18 protein-coding genes are annotated in these 16,735 nt (G+C 72.1%); all 18 read right to left on the reverse strand.

Annotated elements, in window-relative coordinates:
* Nucleotides 1-13 precede the first annotated feature (13 nt).
* The gene (locus EOE48_RS18985) at nt 14-466 is read right to left on the reverse strand and encodes a hypothetical protein (RefSeq protein WP_246154605.1); all 453 of its coding nucleotides are present in this window, start codon (nt 464-466) and stop codon (nt 14-16) included.
* On the reverse strand, nt 463-1,527 hold the full coding sequence (gene flhB, locus EOE48_RS18990) for a flagellar biosynthesis protein FlhB (RefSeq protein WP_127732044.1): 1,065 nt from the start codon (nt 1,525-1,527) through the stop codon (nt 463-465). Before flhB ends, EOE48_RS18985 begins: the two co-directional genes overlap by 4 nt.
* 65 nt (nt 1,528-1,592) lie before the next feature.
* On the reverse strand, nt 1,593-2,630 hold the full coding sequence (locus tag EOE48_RS18995; RefSeq protein WP_127732046.1) for a flagellar motor switch protein FliG: 1,038 nt from the start codon (nt 2,628-2,630) through the stop codon (nt 1,593-1,595).
* Between the two features lie 14 nt (nt 2,631-2,644).
* Nucleotides 2,645-3,016: a flagellar motor switch protein FliN gene (gene fliN, locus EOE48_RS19000; protein WP_127732048.1), complete on the reverse strand. Its 372-nt coding sequence runs from the start codon at nt 3,014-3,016 to the stop codon at nt 2,645-2,647.
* A gap of 97 nt (nt 3,017-3,113) precedes the next feature.
* Complete coding sequence (locus EOE48_RS19005; protein ID WP_127732050.1) at nt 3,114-3,407, reverse strand: hypothetical protein; 294 nt, start codon at nt 3,405-3,407, stop codon at nt 3,114-3,116.
* Entirely contained in the window at nt 3,388-4,389 is a 1,002-nt protein-coding gene (locus EOE48_RS19010; protein WP_127732052.1) for a flagellar motor switch protein FliM, read from the reverse strand. The genes EOE48_RS19005 and EOE48_RS19010 overlap by 20 nt, the downstream gene beginning before the upstream one ends.
* Nucleotides 4,389-5,261: a flagellar motor stator protein MotA gene (motA, locus tag EOE48_RS19015; RefSeq protein ID WP_127732054.1), complete on the reverse strand. Its 873-nt coding sequence runs from the start codon at nt 5,259-5,261 to the stop codon at nt 4,389-4,391. Before motA ends, EOE48_RS19010 begins: the two co-directional genes overlap by 1 nt.
* Nucleotides 5,262-5,351: 90 nt before the next feature.
* Entirely contained in the window at nt 5,352-5,861 is a 510-nt protein-coding gene (locus EOE48_RS19020; RefSeq protein ID WP_127732056.1) for an OsmC family protein, read from the reverse strand.
* A gap of 115 nt (nt 5,862-5,976) precedes the next feature.
* The gene (locus EOE48_RS19025) at nt 5,977-6,972 is read right to left on the reverse strand and encodes a transketolase family protein (protein ID WP_127732058.1); all 996 of its coding nucleotides are present in this window, start codon (nt 6,970-6,972) and stop codon (nt 5,977-5,979) included.
* Nucleotides 6,969-7,841 carry a transketolase gene (locus tag EOE48_RS19030; RefSeq protein ID WP_127732060.1) on the reverse strand — a complete coding sequence of 291 codons (873 nt, stop codon included), beginning with the start codon at nt 7,839-7,841 and terminating at the stop codon, nt 6,969-6,971. Before EOE48_RS19030 ends, EOE48_RS19025 begins: the two co-directional genes overlap by 4 nt.
* 437 nt (nt 7,842-8,278) lie before the next feature.
* Complete coding sequence (locus EOE48_RS19035; protein ID WP_127732062.1) at nt 8,279-9,364, reverse strand: glycerol dehydrogenase; 1,086 nt, start codon at nt 9,362-9,364, stop codon at nt 8,279-8,281.
* 10 nt (nt 9,365-9,374) lie between these two features.
* Nucleotides 9,375-10,175, reverse strand: coding sequence for an SDR family NAD(P)-dependent oxidoreductase (locus EOE48_RS19040; RefSeq protein WP_127732064.1), 801 nt, complete (start codon nt 10,173-10,175; stop codon nt 9,375-9,377).
* 40 nt (nt 10,176-10,215) lie between these two features.
* Complete coding sequence (locus tag EOE48_RS19045; RefSeq protein ID WP_127732066.1) at nt 10,216-10,932, reverse strand: ABC transporter ATP-binding protein; 717 nt, start codon at nt 10,930-10,932, stop codon at nt 10,216-10,218.
* Nucleotides 10,913-11,650 (reverse strand): ABC transporter ATP-binding protein, encoded by a 738-nt coding sequence (locus EOE48_RS19050; protein ID WP_127732068.1) that lies wholly within the window; start codon nt 11,648-11,650, stop codon nt 10,913-10,915. Before EOE48_RS19050 ends, EOE48_RS19045 begins: the two co-directional genes overlap by 20 nt.
* Nucleotides 11,647-12,711: a branched-chain amino acid ABC transporter permease gene (locus EOE48_RS19055; RefSeq protein WP_127732070.1), complete on the reverse strand. Its 1,065-nt coding sequence runs from the start codon at nt 12,709-12,711 to the stop codon at nt 11,647-11,649. Before EOE48_RS19055 ends, EOE48_RS19050 begins: the two co-directional genes overlap by 4 nt.
* Nucleotides 12,711-13,595, reverse strand: coding sequence for a branched-chain amino acid ABC transporter permease (locus EOE48_RS19060; RefSeq protein WP_127732073.1), 885 nt, complete (start codon nt 13,593-13,595; stop codon nt 12,711-12,713). Before EOE48_RS19060 ends, EOE48_RS19055 begins: the two co-directional genes overlap by 1 nt.
* Before the next feature lie 47 nt (nt 13,596-13,642).
* Nucleotides 13,643-14,923: an ABC transporter substrate-binding protein gene (locus tag EOE48_RS19065; RefSeq protein WP_127732075.1), complete on the reverse strand. Its 1,281-nt coding sequence runs from the start codon at nt 14,921-14,923 to the stop codon at nt 13,643-13,645.
* Between the two features lie 116 nt (nt 14,924-15,039).
* Nucleotides 15,040-16,623 (reverse strand): class I adenylate-forming enzyme family protein, encoded by a 1,584-nt coding sequence (locus EOE48_RS19070; RefSeq protein ID WP_187371475.1) that lies wholly within the window; start codon nt 16,621-16,623, stop codon nt 15,040-15,042.
* Nucleotides 16,624-16,735 lie beyond the last annotated feature (112 nt).

Here is a 16,735-nt window from a genome sequence, read left to right on the forward strand (position 1 = left end):
CGCCGGAGAGCCGCTACTGCGGCAGGCCGAGGCGGGCGTGGGACAGGGCGGCCTCGAAGCGGCCGAGGTCGAGGTCGGGCTGGTCGCCGGCGAGGATGTCCTGGATCGCGACGCCGACGTAGTAGCCGTCGAGGACGAGCTTGAAGAACACCGTCACCGCCTCGGTGACGAACTCCATGTCGAGCATCACGGTAACCGACTGGCCCCAGTCGAGGCGCACGTCGGCGCCGTCGGCGTAGGACAGGGTCGATTCCTTGAAGAACGGCTCGGCCGAGGAGGCGACGAGGTCGGCGATGTTGCCGTGGAAGCCGCTGCGGACCCAGCCGATCAGCACCGAGCCGTCGAGCAGGCAGAACTCGGCGATGAAGTCGCGGATCGCCGTGGCGAAGACGCGTTCGGCGCCGGCGAGCGCCGCGTCGGACACCGCCGCCGCGCCGTAGGCCGGATGAGTGGGCATCGCCGTCATCGGGACCTCGCGAACAGGAAGAACAGGATCTGGGCCACCGCGCGGTAGAACTCCGCAGGAATCATCTTGTCGACCTCGGCACTGTCGTGGAGCGACCTTGCCAGAGGCTTGTCCTCGATCACCGGGATGCCGTGCTGCTCGGCGATCTCGCGGATGCGGAGCGCGATCAGGTCCTTGCCCTTGGCCAGCACCATCGGCGCGGGGTTCTCGTCGCGCTCGTAGCGCAGCGCGATCGCGTAGTGGGTCGGGTTGGCGATGACGACCGTGGCGCGCGGCACCGCCGCGAACATGCGCTGGCGGCCGCGATCGAGGATCATCGACTTGATGCGCGACTTGACGGTCGGATCGCCCTCGGTCTGCTTGTGCTCGTCCTTGACCTCCTGGCGGGTCATGCGCAGCGAGCGCTGCCAGCGCAGCCGCGCCCAGATCAGGTCGCCGGCCACCAGCACGATGGTCGCGACGCTGACCGCCGAGACGAGGCGGATCGCCATGCTCAGGATCAGCTCCGGCAGCTGGCTCGGATCGACGTACATGGCGTTCACGACTTTGTGCTGCTCGGAGCGCAGCAGCATCAGGGACACGACAGTGATCGTGGAGAACTTAAAGAGCGATTTCAGGAACTCGACCGCCCCCGAGAGTCCGAACAGCCGTCCCCAGCCGGTCGCCGGCGAGATCCGCGACCATTGCGGCCGGATCCGCTCGGACGAGACGGTCGGCAGGTTCTGGAGCAGCGTCGAGGCGAGGCCGAAGGCGCACAGCACCACGAGCACCGGCAGCAGGAAGCGGGCGCAGATCGCCGCCACCGCCAGCATCAGGGTCATGGCGTCGTGGCCGTCCGCGAGGGTGAAGCCGCGGGGATGGTCGAACAGGGGCGCGAGGTCGCGCGCCAGCGTCGCCCCGTGCTCGCGCACGAAGTAGCTCAGCACCACGAGCAGCGCGAGGAACGAGGCGAAGACCGGCGCCTCGCGGGAGAACGGGATGTTGCCCTTGTCGATCGCCTCGCTGATGCGCCGGCCGGTCGGCTCCTCGGTCTTGCTCTCCTGGTCGGTGTCCTCAGCCATGCCGCCGGCCCGCGCTCAGCCGGGAGGCGGGACGATCCGGGAGCCTGCCGTGGAGACGGTCCGGTTCAGCGCACAAGGGCTTCCTCCTCGCCGCTGGCGTTGATCTCGATCTCGCCGCGCCCGGCCATCTCGAGGGCGAGGTCGGTAATGCCGCGCCGGGCCTCCATGACGTCGCGCTGGGCCGCCGGCTCGCCGCCGTTGAGCTCGTGCTCGACCATGCGGCGCACCCGGGCCGACAGCGCCCCGAGGATGAGGTTGCGGAACTCCGCGTCGGTGCCCTTGAGGGCGAGCACGAGGCGGTCGTTGGGCACCGCGTCGAACAGGGCGGTGCGGGCGCGGGGCGCCAGCTTCACGATGTCGTCGAAGGTGAACAGCAGGTCCTTGAGGATCTCGGCCGATTTCGGCCGCGATTCGGCGAGGCTGGTGAGCACCTCGTCGATCTGCTCGCGCTCCATCTTGTTGATGATGTCGGCCATCTTGGCGTGGGTGTCGGCGCCGGAATTGCGCGAGAAGTTGGCCATGAAGTCCTCGTGCAGGGTCTTCTCGATGGCGCGCAGGGTCTCCTCGACGATCGGCTTGAAGGTCAGCATCCGGCGCATCAGGCTGTTGCGCAGGGCCTGGGGCAGGTGGCCCATCACCTTGGCGGCGGCGGCGGGCTTGATCCGCGACAGGATCAGGGCGGCGGTCTGGGGATGCTCCTTGACGAGGTAGCTCGCCAGCACGCTCTCCGACACGCTCGACATCCGCTCCCAGACCGAACGGTTGGCGTTGCCGCGCACCTCGGCCAGGATGTCGGCGACCTGGTCGGCGGGCAGCAGGCCGGTGAGGAGCTTCTCGACCTCCTGCACCGTGCCGACGAGGGTCGCCCCGCTCGAGAACTCGGTGACGAACGAATCGACGACGGTCTCGACCGTGCCCGGGCTGACCGGGCCGAGCGCCACCGCCGCGCGGGTGATGCGCTTGATCTCGTCCTCGTCGAAGTACTTCAGCAGCCGGCCGGCCGCCGGCTTGCCCATGGCAAGCAGCAGCGTGGCGACCTCGTCGACCGCCCCGAGGCGCTTGCGCCCGCCGTGAACCGTCGGCGCCGGGATCGGGGCCGTCATCCGCCTGACCTCGCTCAGCCTCGGGATTCAGGGCCCTGGGGGCCGACGATCTCGGTGAGCGAGACGCCGAAGCGGGTGTTGTCCTCCTCCACCACCACGACCTCGCCGCGGGCGATCACCCGGCCGTTGACCATCACGTCGACGGGCTCGCCGACCCGGTGGTCGAGGGGCACCACGGCGCCGCGCCCGAGCTTCATCAGGTTGGCGACCGGCATCGTGGCCGAGCCGAGCACGACCTGGATCTGGACCGGGATGCGCAGCACCGCGTCGAGGTTGCGGCCCGCGCCGAGGGTCTCCTCGCCGGAGGCGGGGGCGGCGGCCGAGACCCCGGCGAACAGGGCGTCCGTGTGGCCGGAGGAGGGGGCGTCGAAGGGGCTGCGGCTCATCGGCCTGAACCTCGGGGGGATGCGGAATGCTTAATGCGAGAACGTTAACGACAGTGAGGCACGCCGGCCCGCGGGACAAGGATCCCGCGGACACGATTCACCGTCCTCGCACCGGTTCGGCCGCCCGCCGGCCGGCCTCCAGCTCGGCGAGGGTCGCCCGCGCCTCGTCGATCTTGGCCGAGAGGGCGTCGAGGACCTCGCGTCCCTCGCCGGTGAAGCCGCGCACCGCCTCGCCGGCCTGGGCCAGCGCCCGGCTGGTCTCCGCGAAGGCGCGGCCGTACTCGGCCTGGACCCGGTCGAGGCGCTTGAGCTTGAGATACATCGGCAGCACGCAGGCGCAGGTCAGCAGCAGGGCCGCGAACAGGACGGCGTCAACGACCGAGGACGTCATCCATGAACTCCTTCTCCTGGGCGATCGGCTCGTCGATCCGCAGCACGTAGGAGCCCTGCGCCTGGCCGACATGGCACCAGAACAGGGCCTGATCGTTGCCCTCGAGCTTCACCAGCGTCTGGGGCGTCGCGTCGAGGGCGAGGATCTGCCCGACCCGCAGGTCGGCGATCTCGCCCAGGGTCAGGGTGCGCTCCTCCAGCACGGCGCGCAGCCGCACCTCGGTCCGCTGCACCTTGGCGGCGATCTGCTCGGCCCAGCGCGGGTCGCGGGCGGAGGATTCGCCGGTGAGCACCTTGGCGAGGTTCTGGCGCATCGGCGCCAGGACCGATTGCGGGATGATGAGGAACATCTCGCCGCCGCGGTTGAGCCCCTGGAGCAGGAACTTCGCCCCGAGCGCCTTGTTGCTGCGCCGGCCGATCACCGCGAAGTCGAGCCGGGTCTCGGTCCGTTCGAGCACGAACGGGGTCTTGGAGACGAGGGAGAAGGCCGATTCGAGCGCCTTGCCGACCTGCTCGAAGGTCATCTGGGCGATGCGCAGCTCGATGCCCGAGAAGTTGCGCTCGTCGTCGAGAGGCGGCTCGGAGCCGTCGGCGCCGAGCAGCACCTCGACCATCGTGAAGATGAAGTCGCGGTCGAGCCCGACCAGGATGTGGCCGTCCCAGTTCTCGGCGTGGAAGATGCCGACCACCGCATTGGCGTCGTAGGGGTCGAGCAGGTCGCCGAAGCGCCCGCTCTCGATGCCGTTGAGCGAGTAGTAGATCGGCGAGGCGACGAGGTGCTTCATCGTGTCGACGCAGCCGGTCGCCAACCGGTCGAAGATCACGTGCAGCATCGGCAGCCGGTCGAGGGCGAGCCCGGCGGCGTTGAGCAGGCGGTCGCGGACGTCGGGCCGCTCCGCGGCCGGCTCCGCCTGCGGCGGGACCTCCGGTCCGGCGGCCGGCGACGCGGCGTCGGGCCCCGCGACCTCGTCGGGATCCGCCATCAGGCCGCTTCCCGCTGCGCGCCGCCGCCGACGGTCGCGGTCTCGACCTCGTCGATGGTCGGGCGGTCGGAGGCGGCGATGCCCTTGCGGCCGTGCTCGACGGCGATCTGCGGCAGCGCGCCGTTCATGTAGGCGATGAGGCTCTGCTTCACGATGACGTAGACCGACCCCTGCTTCTCGCGCACGCCCTTCACCTTGACGGCCAGCGGCGCCAGCACGCCGTAGGAGGCGAACACCCCGATGAAGGTGCCCACGAGCGCCGCGCCGATCAAGCCGCCGAGGATCTGCGGCGACTGGTCGAGGGCGCCCATCGCCTTCACGATGCCGAGCACCGCCGCGACGATGCCGAGCGCCGGCAGCGCCTCCGCCACGGTGTTGATCGCCGCGTAGGGCTTGAGCGCGTATTTGCGGAAGCTGCCGATCTCCTCCTCCATCAGCGCCTCGATCTCGTGCGAGCGGGCGTTGCCGATGAGGATCAGGCGGGCGTAGTCGCAGATGAACATCACGAGGTCGGGATTCTTGGTGACGTCCGGATAGGCCTTGAAGATCTCGGAATTGGCCGGGTCGTCGAGGTGAGGCTCGACCTCGTTGCGCGGCTTGGTCTTCAGCTCGCGCATCAGGGCGTGGAGCAGGCCGAGCAGCGCGAGGTAGTCCTGGCGCTTGGGCACCTTGTCGAGGATCGCCTGGACCGACGCCTTGCCGGCATCGACCACCGTCTTCATCGGGTTGGCGATCACGAAGGTGCCGGCCGCCATGCCGCCGATGATGACGAACTCCCAGGGCTGCCAGATGACGATGAGGTGGCCGCCCATGGCGACGAAGCCGCCGAGCATGGAGCCGATCGCGATGACCAAGCCGATGACGAAGCCCAAGGCGCCAGCCTCCCCGAATCGCGGCCCGCGCCACGATGGGCGCCGGGATAGCCGGGGAGGCTTGCGCGGGGCTTGATCCCGGTCCCGTCCTCAGCCGCGGGTCACCGCGACGTCGAGGACCGGGCGGTGGTTGAGGGTCTGGAACACGACGCAGTAGCGCTCGGTGAGCTTGAGGAGCTGGTCGATCTTCTCCTGCGGCGCGTCGGTGTCGACGGCAAAGCCGAGGCGGATCGCCCGGAAGCCGACCGGGGCCTCCTTGTCGACCCCGAGGGTGCCGCGGAAGTCGAGGTCGCCCTCGGCCGTCACCGTGCCCTTGCGCAGGTCGATCGCGAGGGCGGTCGCCACCGCCTTGAGGGTGACGCCGGCGCAGGCGACCAGGGCCTCGAGCAGCATGTCGCCGGAGCACAATTCGGCCCCCGAGCCGCCGGAGGCCGGGTGCAGGCCGGCCACAGCCAGCGCCCGGCCGGTCTCGACCTTGCAGGCGATGGCGGTGTCGTCGAGGGTGCCCTGCGCCCGCAGGGTGACCACCGCCGCGTCCGGCTCGGCGCGGTAGCGGTCCTTGATCGGCGCCTGCAGCGCGCGCAGTTCGGTGGCGTCCATGCAATCCTCCGCGGATCGGCGGCCTGCCGCCGCCGTTGGAGCGCCGGCTTAGCCGATCGCGTCCAGGTTGTCCCTGCGCGTCATCGGCCGCCGCGGCACTCCGCCGGCGTGGCGATCAGCGCAGCAGGTCGCGCGCGACCCGGGCGACGTGCGGACCGCACAGCCCCAGCGCCTCGCGCAGCTCCGGGGTCGGACCGGTCGGCGGATATCGGTCCTCGATCCCGATGCGGACCACCGGAAAGGCGTGGCCGCGCTCCAGCACCTCCAGCACCGCCGAGCCCAGGCCGCCGATGACGCTGTGCTCCTCGACCACCACCATCGCCCGCACGTGCCCTGCCGCCGTCAGGATCGCGTCGCGGTCGATCGGCTTGACCGTGTGCAGGTTCAGCACCTCGGCCGCGATCCCCTCGGCCCGCAGCAGGTCGGCGGCGAGCAGCGCCTCCATCACCATGGCGCCGTGGGCGACGAGGCAGACGTCGCGCCCCTCGGCGAGCCGGATCGCCCGGCCGATCTCGAACGGCGCCCCGGGCGGGGTGACGACGTGCTCGGGGCCGCGGCCGAGCCGCAGGTAGACCGGCGCCGCACCGGGGAGGTCGGCGGCGGCGTCGAGGGCGTGGCCGAGCTCCACCGGGTCGGCGGGCGCCACCACGACCATGTTCGGGATCGCCCGCATGATCGCGACGTCCTCGTAGGTCTGGTGGGTGGGGCCGCCGACGCCGTAGGTGAGGCCGGAGCCGAGGCCCGCGAGGATCACCTTCAGGTCGTTGTAGGCGCAGTCGACCTTGGCCTGCTCGACCGCCCGCAGGGTGGTGAAGGCGGCGTAGCCGCACACGACCGGCAGCCGGCCGCAGGCGGCGAGCCCGGCCGCGACCCCGGTCATGTTCTGCTCGGCGATGCCGACATTGATCAGCCGGTCGGCAAAGCGGGGCAGCAGCCGGGCGAGGCCGGTGGCGTGCATCAGGTCGGCGGTGACCGCCACGGCGTCGGGCCGGCGCTCCAGCAGCGCCATCACGCTCGCGCCGAACCGCGCCCGCACGTCCTCGCGGGGCCGGGCGGCCCGGAACGCCGCGACGTGCTCCCGCAGCCGGTCGGGATGATCGAGCAGGCTCACCGCAACACCTCCCGCAACTCGCGCCGCAACGCCGCGTACTGGGCCGGTGCGATCGCGTCGGCGTGCCAGCCGCGGACGTCCTCCATGAACGAGACGCCGCGGCCCTTGACCGTCCGGGCGATCACCACCCGCGGCCGGCCCGAGCCGCCGAAGCGCGGCACGTCGAGGAGGGGCAGCAGCGCCGCGAGGTCGTGCCCGTCGGCCTCGACCACGTCCCAGCCGAAGGCCGCCCAGCGGTCGGCGAGCGGTTCGAGCGGCAGCACCTCGTCGGCGCGCCCGTCGACGCACAGGCCGTTGCGGTCGACGACCGCCACGAGGTTGTCGAGGCGGTGCTTGGGCGCGAAGGCGGCGGCCTCCCAGACCGAGCCCTCGTGCAGCTCGCCGTCGCCGAGCACCGCGAACACCCGGTAGTCGCGCCCGTCGAGGCGGCCGGCCAGCGCCATGCCGCAGGCGTTCGACAGGCCGTGGCCGAGCGCCCCTTGCGAGGAATCGACGCCGGGCTGGGAGCGGCGCGACGGATGGGTCGCCAGCCGGGCCCCGACCCGGGTCTCGAATTCGTGGATCCACCCCTCGGGGAAGAAGCCGCGCCGGATCAGCGCCGAGTACAGGGTCGGGGCGGCGTGGCCCTTGGCGAGGACGAAGCGGTCGCGGTCGGGCCAGTCCGGCCGGGCCGCGTCGACCCGCATCACCGCGAAGTACAGGGCGGTGACGATCTCGGTGCAGGAGTAGCAACTGCCGAAATGGCCGTTGCCCGCGGCCATGAACATCGCCGCGACGTCGAGGCGGTTGACCCGGGCCATCTCGCGCAGGCCGTCGAGGTCGAGGGGCGCGAACCCGTTGTCCGGGGGCGTGTCCGGGGGCGGCGTCATGGTGGTCCTCCCGTGGGCCGGGGCCCCTCGCGGAGGCCGTGCGGCGTGGCGTGCCGGCGGTCGCCGCAGGCGGCTTTTCGTGGCTGCGCGGGTCCCCTCCCGGCTGCCCGGGGACGAGACGTAGCGCTTCTCCCCTCTCCCGAGTGGGAGAGGGGCCGGGGGATCGAAGATCCCGCGTGAGGGTGGCTCGGCTACAGAATTGAACTCTCAGTGTTGAGCTGCGCAGCTCAACTGTTGTTGCTTAATCCTGGCGCCGCGCCACCCTCACCCCTACCCCTCTCCCACTCGGGAGAGGGGATCCCGCGCTTGATTCTAAAAGGAATTGTCCCCGAACAGTCGTGCCGCAAGCGGGGCGAGGAGAAGCCGCACGACCCGCTGCGCCAGTACAGGAGCCCATCTGGGACAGCGGATCCCGCGCCCGGAAACCGACCGTCGGCTCACCCTCCCGCCAGTTCCTCCACCCGCCGCATCCCGGCGGCGATGTCCGCGGCCGTGACCGGGAGCGGCAGGTTGGGGATGTGGGGGGCGGTCATCGTCAGGGCGGCGACGGCGTCGATCTCCTCGTCCGTCGCCCCGGCCATGCCGAGCTCCGCCAGCCGGACCGGCAGGCCGACCTCGCGCAGGAAGCCCATCAGGTCGCGGATCTCGGCCTCCGGCCGGCGCTCGACGGCGAGCTGCACCACCACCGCGTAGGCGACCTGCTCGCCGTGCGGCGCATCCCGGGCGCCGCGCGCCTTGACGAGGCCGCGCGTCATCGCGTGGGCGAGCGACAGGCCGCCATTCTCGAAGCCGAGCCCGCTCATCAGGATGCACGCCTCGACGGTGGCCTCCAGGTCCGGCGTGACCTCGCCGCGCTCCACCGCCGCGAGGGCGGAGGCCGCATGGGCCCGCAGGGTGCGGTAGCCGGCCTCCGCGATCGCGGCGCCGATCAGCAGCGGCCGGGTGCCGAACGGGGTGAGGCCGGTGCCGGCCCGGCACCCTTGCGCCTCGAACGCCTTGGTGACGGCGTCGCCGATGCCGGCGCGCAGGAACCGCGCCGGCGCCCGGGCGATCAGCGCCGTGTCGACCACCACCGCGTCGGGGTTGCGCGCCATGCGCTCGACCGCGACCATGACGTGGGCGTCGTCGTAGACCGCGTAGGTGGCGCTGGTCGGCGCGTCGTTCGACGCGATGGTCGGCACCGTGACCACCGGAACCCCGAGCCGCTCCGCCACCCCCTTGCCGACGTCGAGGGTCTTGCCGCCGCCCGCCGCGACGACGAGGCCCGGCCGGTCGCCGCGGACCTGCTCCGCTAGGGCCTCGATCGCCGCGTGGGTGATCTCGCCGGAAAAGGACGTGACGCGCGCCGTCACACCCGCCTCGCGCAGGCTCGCCGCGACCGGCTCGGCGAGCAGCGCGTGGACGCCGGCATCGATCACGACGCAGGCGGACCCGGCGAGCCCCCTGGCGATCCGGCCGAGGTCGCGGACGGCACCGGGCCCCTGGTGGTAGCGCGGCGGCGCCCCGAAGATCCTCACGCTCATGCGGTTCTCCTCACGCAGCGGTGCGGGGGTCGAGGTCGTCGAGGGCGAAGGCGTCGCTCGGCGCCCCGAAGGCGCAGTAGCCGCCGTCGACCGGCAGGGTGATCCCGGTGACGAAGCGCGCCCGGTCGGAGGCGAGGAAGACCATCGCCTCGGCGATGTCCTCGGGGGCGCCGAGCAGCCCCATCGGCGTGCGGCGGCGGATGCGGGCCGGGTCGATGCGCCCGGCGGCGATCAGCCCCTCGGTGAGCGGGGTCAGGATGTAGCCCGGCGCCACGGCGTTGACCCGGATGTTGTGCGGCCCCCATTCGCAGCCGAGCACCCGGGTCAGCATGCCGATGCCGGCCTTGGCGGCGCTGTAGGCGGTGCGGACCGGCAGGCCGAGGACGCCGGCGATCGAGTTGAGGTTCAGGATCGCGCCGCCGCCCTGGCGCATCATGTGCGGGGCGACGGTCTTCGACACGAGGTAGGTGCCGGTGAGGTGGACGTCGATGAGCCGCTGCCAGTGGTCGAGCGGCTGCTCGACCGTCGGCACGAAGCTGTCGGCGATGCCGGCATTGTTGACCAGCACGTCGATCCGGCCGAAGCGGGCGAGCGTCGCCTCGACCATCGCGGCGACGTCGGCCTCCTTCGACACGTCGCCGCCGGCGGCGGCGTGGCCCTCGCCCAGGGTCCGGGCCGCCTCCTGCGCCGCCGCGAGGTGCAGGTCGTTGACCATCACCCGCGCGCCCTCCCGGGCGAAGGCCGTCGCGGTGGCGAGCCCCAGCCCGCTGCCCGCGCCGGTGATGAGCGCGACCTTGTCCTTCAACTGCATCGCTGAGTTCCTTGCTGCGGCCCGTCGCCGGGCGGGGGCGTCACAGCCCGAGATACGTCGCCCTCAGGTGCTCGTTCTCGATCAGGTCGCGGCCGGTGCCAGAGAGCGTGACCCGGCCGTTCTCCAGGACGTAGCCCCGGTCGGCCATGCTCAGGACCTGGAAGACGTTCTGCTCGATCACGAGGATCGGGATGTCGAGCTTGCGCACCGCGCGGATCGCCTCGAACAGGCGGTCGACCATGATCGGCGCCAGCCCCAGCGACGGCTCGTCGAGGGCGAGCACCCGCGGCCGGGCCATCAGCGCCCGGCCCACCGCCAGCATCTGCTGCTGCCCGCCCGAGAGGGTCGAGGCGGCCTTGTCGCGCCGCTCGGCGAGGATCGGAAACAGGCCGTAGACCTCCTCGATCGTCGTGCGCCGACGGGCGTAGGCGCGCCGGTTATGGGCGCCGACCAGCAGGTTCTCCTGGATCGACATGCCGAGGAAGAGCTGCTTGCCCTCGGGCGACTGCACGAAGCCGGCCTCGGCGACGCGGTGGGGCGCCAGCCCGTCGATCCGCGTCCCGTAGAGCGAGACCGCGCCGCCGCGCGCCCGCACGAGGCCCGAGATCGTGCGCAGCAGCGTGGTCTTGCCGGCGCCGTTGGCGCCGATCAGCGCGACGATCTCGCCCGGGTCGAGCCGCAGGGACACGCCGTCGAGGACGCGGACGTCGCCGTAGCCCGCCCGCAGGTCGGTGGCCTCAAGCGCGGGCTGCGGCATACTGCTCCCCGAAATAGGCTTTGAGCACCTCGGGCCGGCTCACCACGTCCTTGGGGGCGCCGTCGGCGATCAGCCGGCCGGATTCCATCACGATCACCCGCTCGCTCAGCGCCATGACCACCTTCATGACGTGCTCGACGATCAGGATGGTGATGCCGCGGTCGCGGATGCGGCGCACCAGCGCCACCATCTCCTGGCCCTCGGCCGGGGTCGCGCCGGCCACGACCTCGTCCATCAGCAGCAGGACCGGCCGGGTCGACAGCGCCCGGCCGAGCTCGAGCTTGCGCCGGTCGAAGGCGGTGAGGTGCTGGACCTCGGTGTCGGCCTGCCGGCCCATGCCGAGGAAGTCGGCGATCTCCTCGGCCCGCTCGCGGATCGCCGCCGTGTCGGAGGAGCGCGCGAAGCCGCCGACCATCAGGTTCTCGACCACCGTGAGGTCGGCGAAGGGCTTCGAGAGCTGGAAGGTGCGGGCGATGCCGGCCTTGCAGATGTCCCAGGGGCGCAGCCGGGCGATGTCGCGGCCCCGGAACAGGATCTCGCCGCCGTCGGGGCGGAAGAACCCGGCGATCATGTTGAAGGCGGTGGTCTTGCCGGCGCCGTTGGGGCCGAGCAGGGCCAGGATCTCGCCCTGCTCCAGGCGGAACGACAGGTCGCGCACCGCGTGGACGCCGCCGAAGCGCTTGCCGATGCCGCGCACGTCGAGGAGGGGAGCGTTCACCGGGCGCCTCCGCGGCGGGCGAGGCGGGCCAGTACGGCGCGCAAGGGGGCGATCAGCCCCTTGGGCAGGTAGAGGACCGCGAGCATGAGGATGATGCCGTAGACGACGAGGTGCAGGCCGAGGAACGAGCCGCCGAGGGTGCCGCGGGTGATCTCGGCCAGCGGCGCGAGCAGCACCGCGCCGAGGAGCGGCCCGAACACCGTGCCTTGGCCACCGATGATGCTCATCAAGGCCATGTCGATCGACAGGTCGACGCCGATCAGCCGCTCGGCGTTCACGTAGCGGAAGAACTGGGCGTAGAAGCCGCCGCCGATCCCGGTCATGAAGGCGCTGATCGCCAGCGCGACGAGCTGGTAGCGGGCCGGGCTGATGCCGAGGGATTCGGCGGCGTCGCGGTCGCCCCGGATCGCCTTGAGGTAGAAGCCGAGCTTCGAGCGTTCGAGCGCCCAGGTCGCCGCGAGCGCCCCGGCGAGCAGCGCGACGATGAGGTAGTAGTACGGCGCCTTGCCGTTGAACTGCAGCGCCGCGAGGCTCTCGCCGGCCAGCGGCACCGTCAGCCCGGCCGCGCCGTTGACCGGGATGCCGAGGACGCTCTCGGTGTTCTCGACCCAGATCCGGATCATCTCCGCGAAGGCGATCGTGGTCAGGGCGAAGTACGGCCCGCGCAGGCGGAAGGTCGGGTAGCCGACCACGACCGAGAGCGCCGCGGCGAGCAGGCCGCCGACCGGCAGGCCGAGCCACGGCGACAGGCCGAGGCCGGTGAACAGAAGCACCGTGGCGTAGCCGCCGACGCCCGCGAACATCGCGTGTCCGATCGAGAGCTGGCCGACATAGCCGCAGACGAAGTTCCAGGCGGTCGCCATGTAGGCGAAGAACAGCACGACGATGCAGGAATGCAGCAGGTAGGAATCCGCGACGAGCGGCAGCGCCAGCGCCGCGAGGCCGATCAGCGCCAGGGCGAGGAGACCCGCCGGGGAGACGCCGCCGGCGGCGGCGCGGCGCGGCCGGCCGGCGGGCAGGCGGGCGGCGCTCTCGTGGAGCCGGTTCGGGTGGGCGGTCATCAGGCGCGTCCCATCAGGCCGCTCGGCCGCACGAGGAGGATCAGGACGAACAGGCCGAGGGACAGGATCGCCGCCGAGGTCGCCGGCACGAACTGCGAGGCCAGCGCCTCGAACACCCCGATGACGAGGCCGCCGACGATCGAGCCCGGGATGCTGCCGATGCCGCCGAGCACCACGACGATGAACGAGCGGATGCCGAAGCTGAGGCCGACCTGCGGGGTGATCGGGATGAAGGTCGCGAGCAGCGAGCCGAACAGGCCGAGCAGGGCCGCGCCGATGCCGAAGGTCACCGCGTAGACCAGCGGCACGTCGATCCCCGACAGGGCGGCGGCGTCGCGGTTCTGGGCGGTGGCGCGGATCGCCCGGCCCATCCGGGTGCTGCGCAGCCACAGCGACAGCGACACCGCGGCGAGGATCGCCGCCAGGAAGGCGATGAGGCGCTGCATGTTGACGGGGATCGGCCCGAGCATCAGCGGCGCCAGCGCGAGGCCCGACGAGGCCGAGCGCACGTCGGGGCCGAAGGCCATCAGCGCGAGGTTGTCGATGACGAGGTAGACGCCCGCGGTGAGCAGCAGCGCGCTCAGCGGCTCGACCACCAGCGCGCTCTCGCGCCGGATCAGCGGCGCGATGACGACGCTCTGGATCAGGAAGCCGACCGCGAACAGCAGCGGCACCGTGACGACGACGCTGGCATAGGGGTCGATGCCGGCGAGCGCCTGGAGCCAGAACGCCGCGTAGAGCGCCAGCATCAGCAGCGAGCCGTGCGCGAAGTTGACGACGCGCATCACGCCGAAGATGAGGCTCAGCCCGAGCGCGACGCCGCCGTAGACGCCGCCGATCAGGAGTCCGTTCACGAGCGCGAAGGAGAGGATCAGGGGGTCCATGGGGCCCATGCGTGTCGGGCCGGCGGCCCGCCGCCCCCGTTCGCGCGTCAGGAGCGGGCGCCGAAGGCCGGCACCGGCCAGGCCGGCTTGGTGTCGGGGGCGCGGCTCGCCGCCGGCCACACCGTGCGGCGCTGGCCGTTCAGGTTCTGCGAGATCGCACCATGCGCGAAGGTGTTCTGGCCCTGCTCGTCGAACTTGATGCGCTGGTAGCCGACATACATCGCCGGGCCGGACGTGAGGTCGGTCGCCGCGATGGCGTCGCGCAGGGCCTGCCGGTCGGCGCTGCGGGCCCGCTCCAGGGCGTCGCGGATGACGTACATCACCGAGAAGCCCTGCGCCCCGTAGGCGCTCATGCCGTAGCCGAGCGTGTCGCGGAACCGCTTCTCGACGTCGACGAACTCGGGCAGCGGCTCGCCCTGGAGGGCGTCGACCTGCCGGTCCTCCTGCACGAAGTAGTAGGCGACGGCCTTGGGCGAGACCGCCTTGTAGAACGACGGGTCCTCGGTGCCGCCACCGACCGAGTGCAGGCCGAAGGGCAGGTTGAGCTGCTGCTCGAAGAGCTGGCGCGACAGCAGCAGATGGTCGGGGGTGTAGAAGGCGGCGATCAGCGCGTCGGGCCTGGCGGCGCGGATCTTGAGGAGCTGGGCCGAGAAGTCGACCTGGTTGGGCGGCGCGGCCTCGTCGAGGACGAGGGTGTAGCCGCGCTCCTTGGCGAGCTTGCGCACGTTGGCGGCGTGCGAGCGGCCCCAGTCCGAGCCCTCGTAGAAGATCGCCAGGGTCTTGGGGCCCTGCCCCGTCTCCGTCTTGAGCATGTCGATGGCGTCGAGCTGCTCGCGGGCGTCGTAGGTCGCCTTGTTGTTGATGCGGAAGACGTACTTGAAGTTCCGCTCGGTGATCTCGTCCTTCACCGCCCCCATCACGATCCAGGGCGTCTTGTAGCGCTCGGCCAGTTCGGTGGCCGGGAAGGTGACGGCGCTGTTGAAGGCGCCGCCGATCACCGCGACGTTCTCGCGCTGGATCAGCCGCTCGGTCTCCGACGAGCCGATGTCGGGCTTCGACTGCGAATCGGCGAAGACGAGCTTGAGCTTGGCGCCGCCCATCGCCTTGATCCCGCCGGCGGCGTTGATCTGGTCGACGGCGATCTGCACGCCGGTGCGGGCCTGCTGGCCGATGGCGGCCGAGCCGCCGCTGAGCGGCAGCACCCAGCCGACCGGGATCTCGGCCTGGGCCAGGGCTCCGGTGGCGAAGCCTCCGGTGGCGAAGGCCGTGGCGGAGAGCGCGAGGGCGCCGCGCACCAGGACCGCGCGTCGCGACAACGTGGTCGTCATCGGGCTTTTCCTCCTGATTGTCCTTGGCGGGCCGCTCGGGCGGCCTCTTGACGGTCAGCTTCGAAGACGCGCCGGACCTCCGCAAGGCGGGTCCTGGGCTGGTGGAAAGACCACTGTCACGCGGCCGGCTCCTCGGCGAAGCGCGCCCGCAGCGCGGTCTTCAGCACCTTGCCCATCGGGTTCTTCGGCAATTCGTCGAGGACGAGCCAGCGGCGCGGGCGGGCGTAGTCGGCCAGCCGCTCGGCGCAGAAGGCGGCGAGCGCCGCGGTGTCGAGGCGGCCGGGCTCGCGCGGCACCACGCAGGCGGCGACGTCCTCGCCGAGGCCCGGATGCGGGACCGCGATCACCGCCGCCTCGCGCACGTCCGGATGCCGGTAGAGCACCTCCTCGACCGCCACCGAGGCGACCTTCAGGCCGCCGCGGTTGATGACGTCCTTGCGCCGGTCGGTGAAGTACAGGAAGCCGTCGGCGTCGAGATGGCCGACGTCGCCGGTGCGGATGCCGCCCTGCACGAAGGCCTCGGCGGTGGCGGCGGGGTTGCGGAAGTAGCCCCTGGCGACACCCGGGCCGCGAAGCAGGATCTCGCCGGTCTCGCCGGGTCCCAGCGGCGCGCCCGCCTCGTCGACGATCGTCACCGCGCAATGGGGCATCGCGCTGCCGATCGAGCCGAGCTTGTCCTCCATCAGCGCCGGTTCGAGCCGCGTGCCGCTCGGGCCGCTCTCGGTCATGCCGTAGATCTGCACCTGCTCGACATGGGGCCAGTGCGCGGCGAGCCGGCGGATCACGTCCGGCGGCATCGCCGAGCCGCCGTAGCCGATCCGGCGCAGGCTCGACACGTCGGTGGGGCGCACGGCGAACTCCTCCATCAGGAAATGCACCACGGACGGGACCCCGTGGTAGAAGGTCGTGCGCTCGGAGGCGATCAGGCGCAGGCGGCCGCGGTTGTCGAGCGGCTCCTCCAGCACGAGGCCGGCGCCGGCGATCCAGCACGACATCGCCCCGAGGTTGAGCGGCGAACTGGTGAAGAACGGCCAGCCGCCCTGGTAGAGGTCTTCGGCCCGCAGGCCCAGCGCCTCGCCGCAGGCGAGCCCGGCGCCGAGCATCGTGGCGTGGCTGTGCATCACCGCCTTGGAGCGCGCGGTGGTGCCCGAGGTGAACAGCAGGCAGCCGAGGCGGTCGGGGTCCGGATCCTCCGCGGGCGCGGCGCCGAACTCCCCGGCCAGGGGCTCGGGCCACAGCTCGGCGCCCGCCGGCGCCCCCTCCCCGGCCGCGGGCGGCCCGACCACGAGGGGGCGGACGGCCGGGGCGAGCCGGGCGAGCCGGGCCGCCCCGGCGGCCGTGCAGGCGATCGCCGCCGGCTCGGCGAGGGCGAGGGCGTGCCCGAGCTCCTCGTCGGCGGCGCGGGTGTTGAACGGCACCACGGCGGCGCCGATCCGCAGGGCGCCGAGGGCGGTGAGCAGGCATTCCCGCCCGGCCTCGTTGCCGAGGAGCACGCCGATCCGGTCGCCCGTCCGCAGGCCGAGGGCGTGGAAGCCCGCCGCCACCGCGTCCATCCGCTGCACGAGCTGGCCGTAGGTGAGCCGGTCGCGCCAGCCGCCCGCCGCGTGGGCCGAGAGCGCGAGGCCGGTGCCGCCCTCCCGCGCTCGCCGGCGAAGGAGCTGCGGCACGGTCAGGGACAGGAGGGAGGACGGATCGGTCATCGGGCGGGCGCTCCGCGTCTCAGCAGATTTCGCGAACGTGGCTGCCGGTTCTGCGACACAACAGGAATCCAGCCGGGCGCCATCTCGCCCGCCGCGGGCGCGTCCCGTCAAA

It is taken from the genome of Methylobacterium oryzihabitans (assembly GCF_004004555.2).
In the GTDB taxonomy this organism is placed as follows: domain Bacteria; phylum Pseudomonadota; class Alphaproteobacteria; order Rhizobiales; family Beijerinckiaceae; genus Methylobacterium; species Methylobacterium oryzihabitans.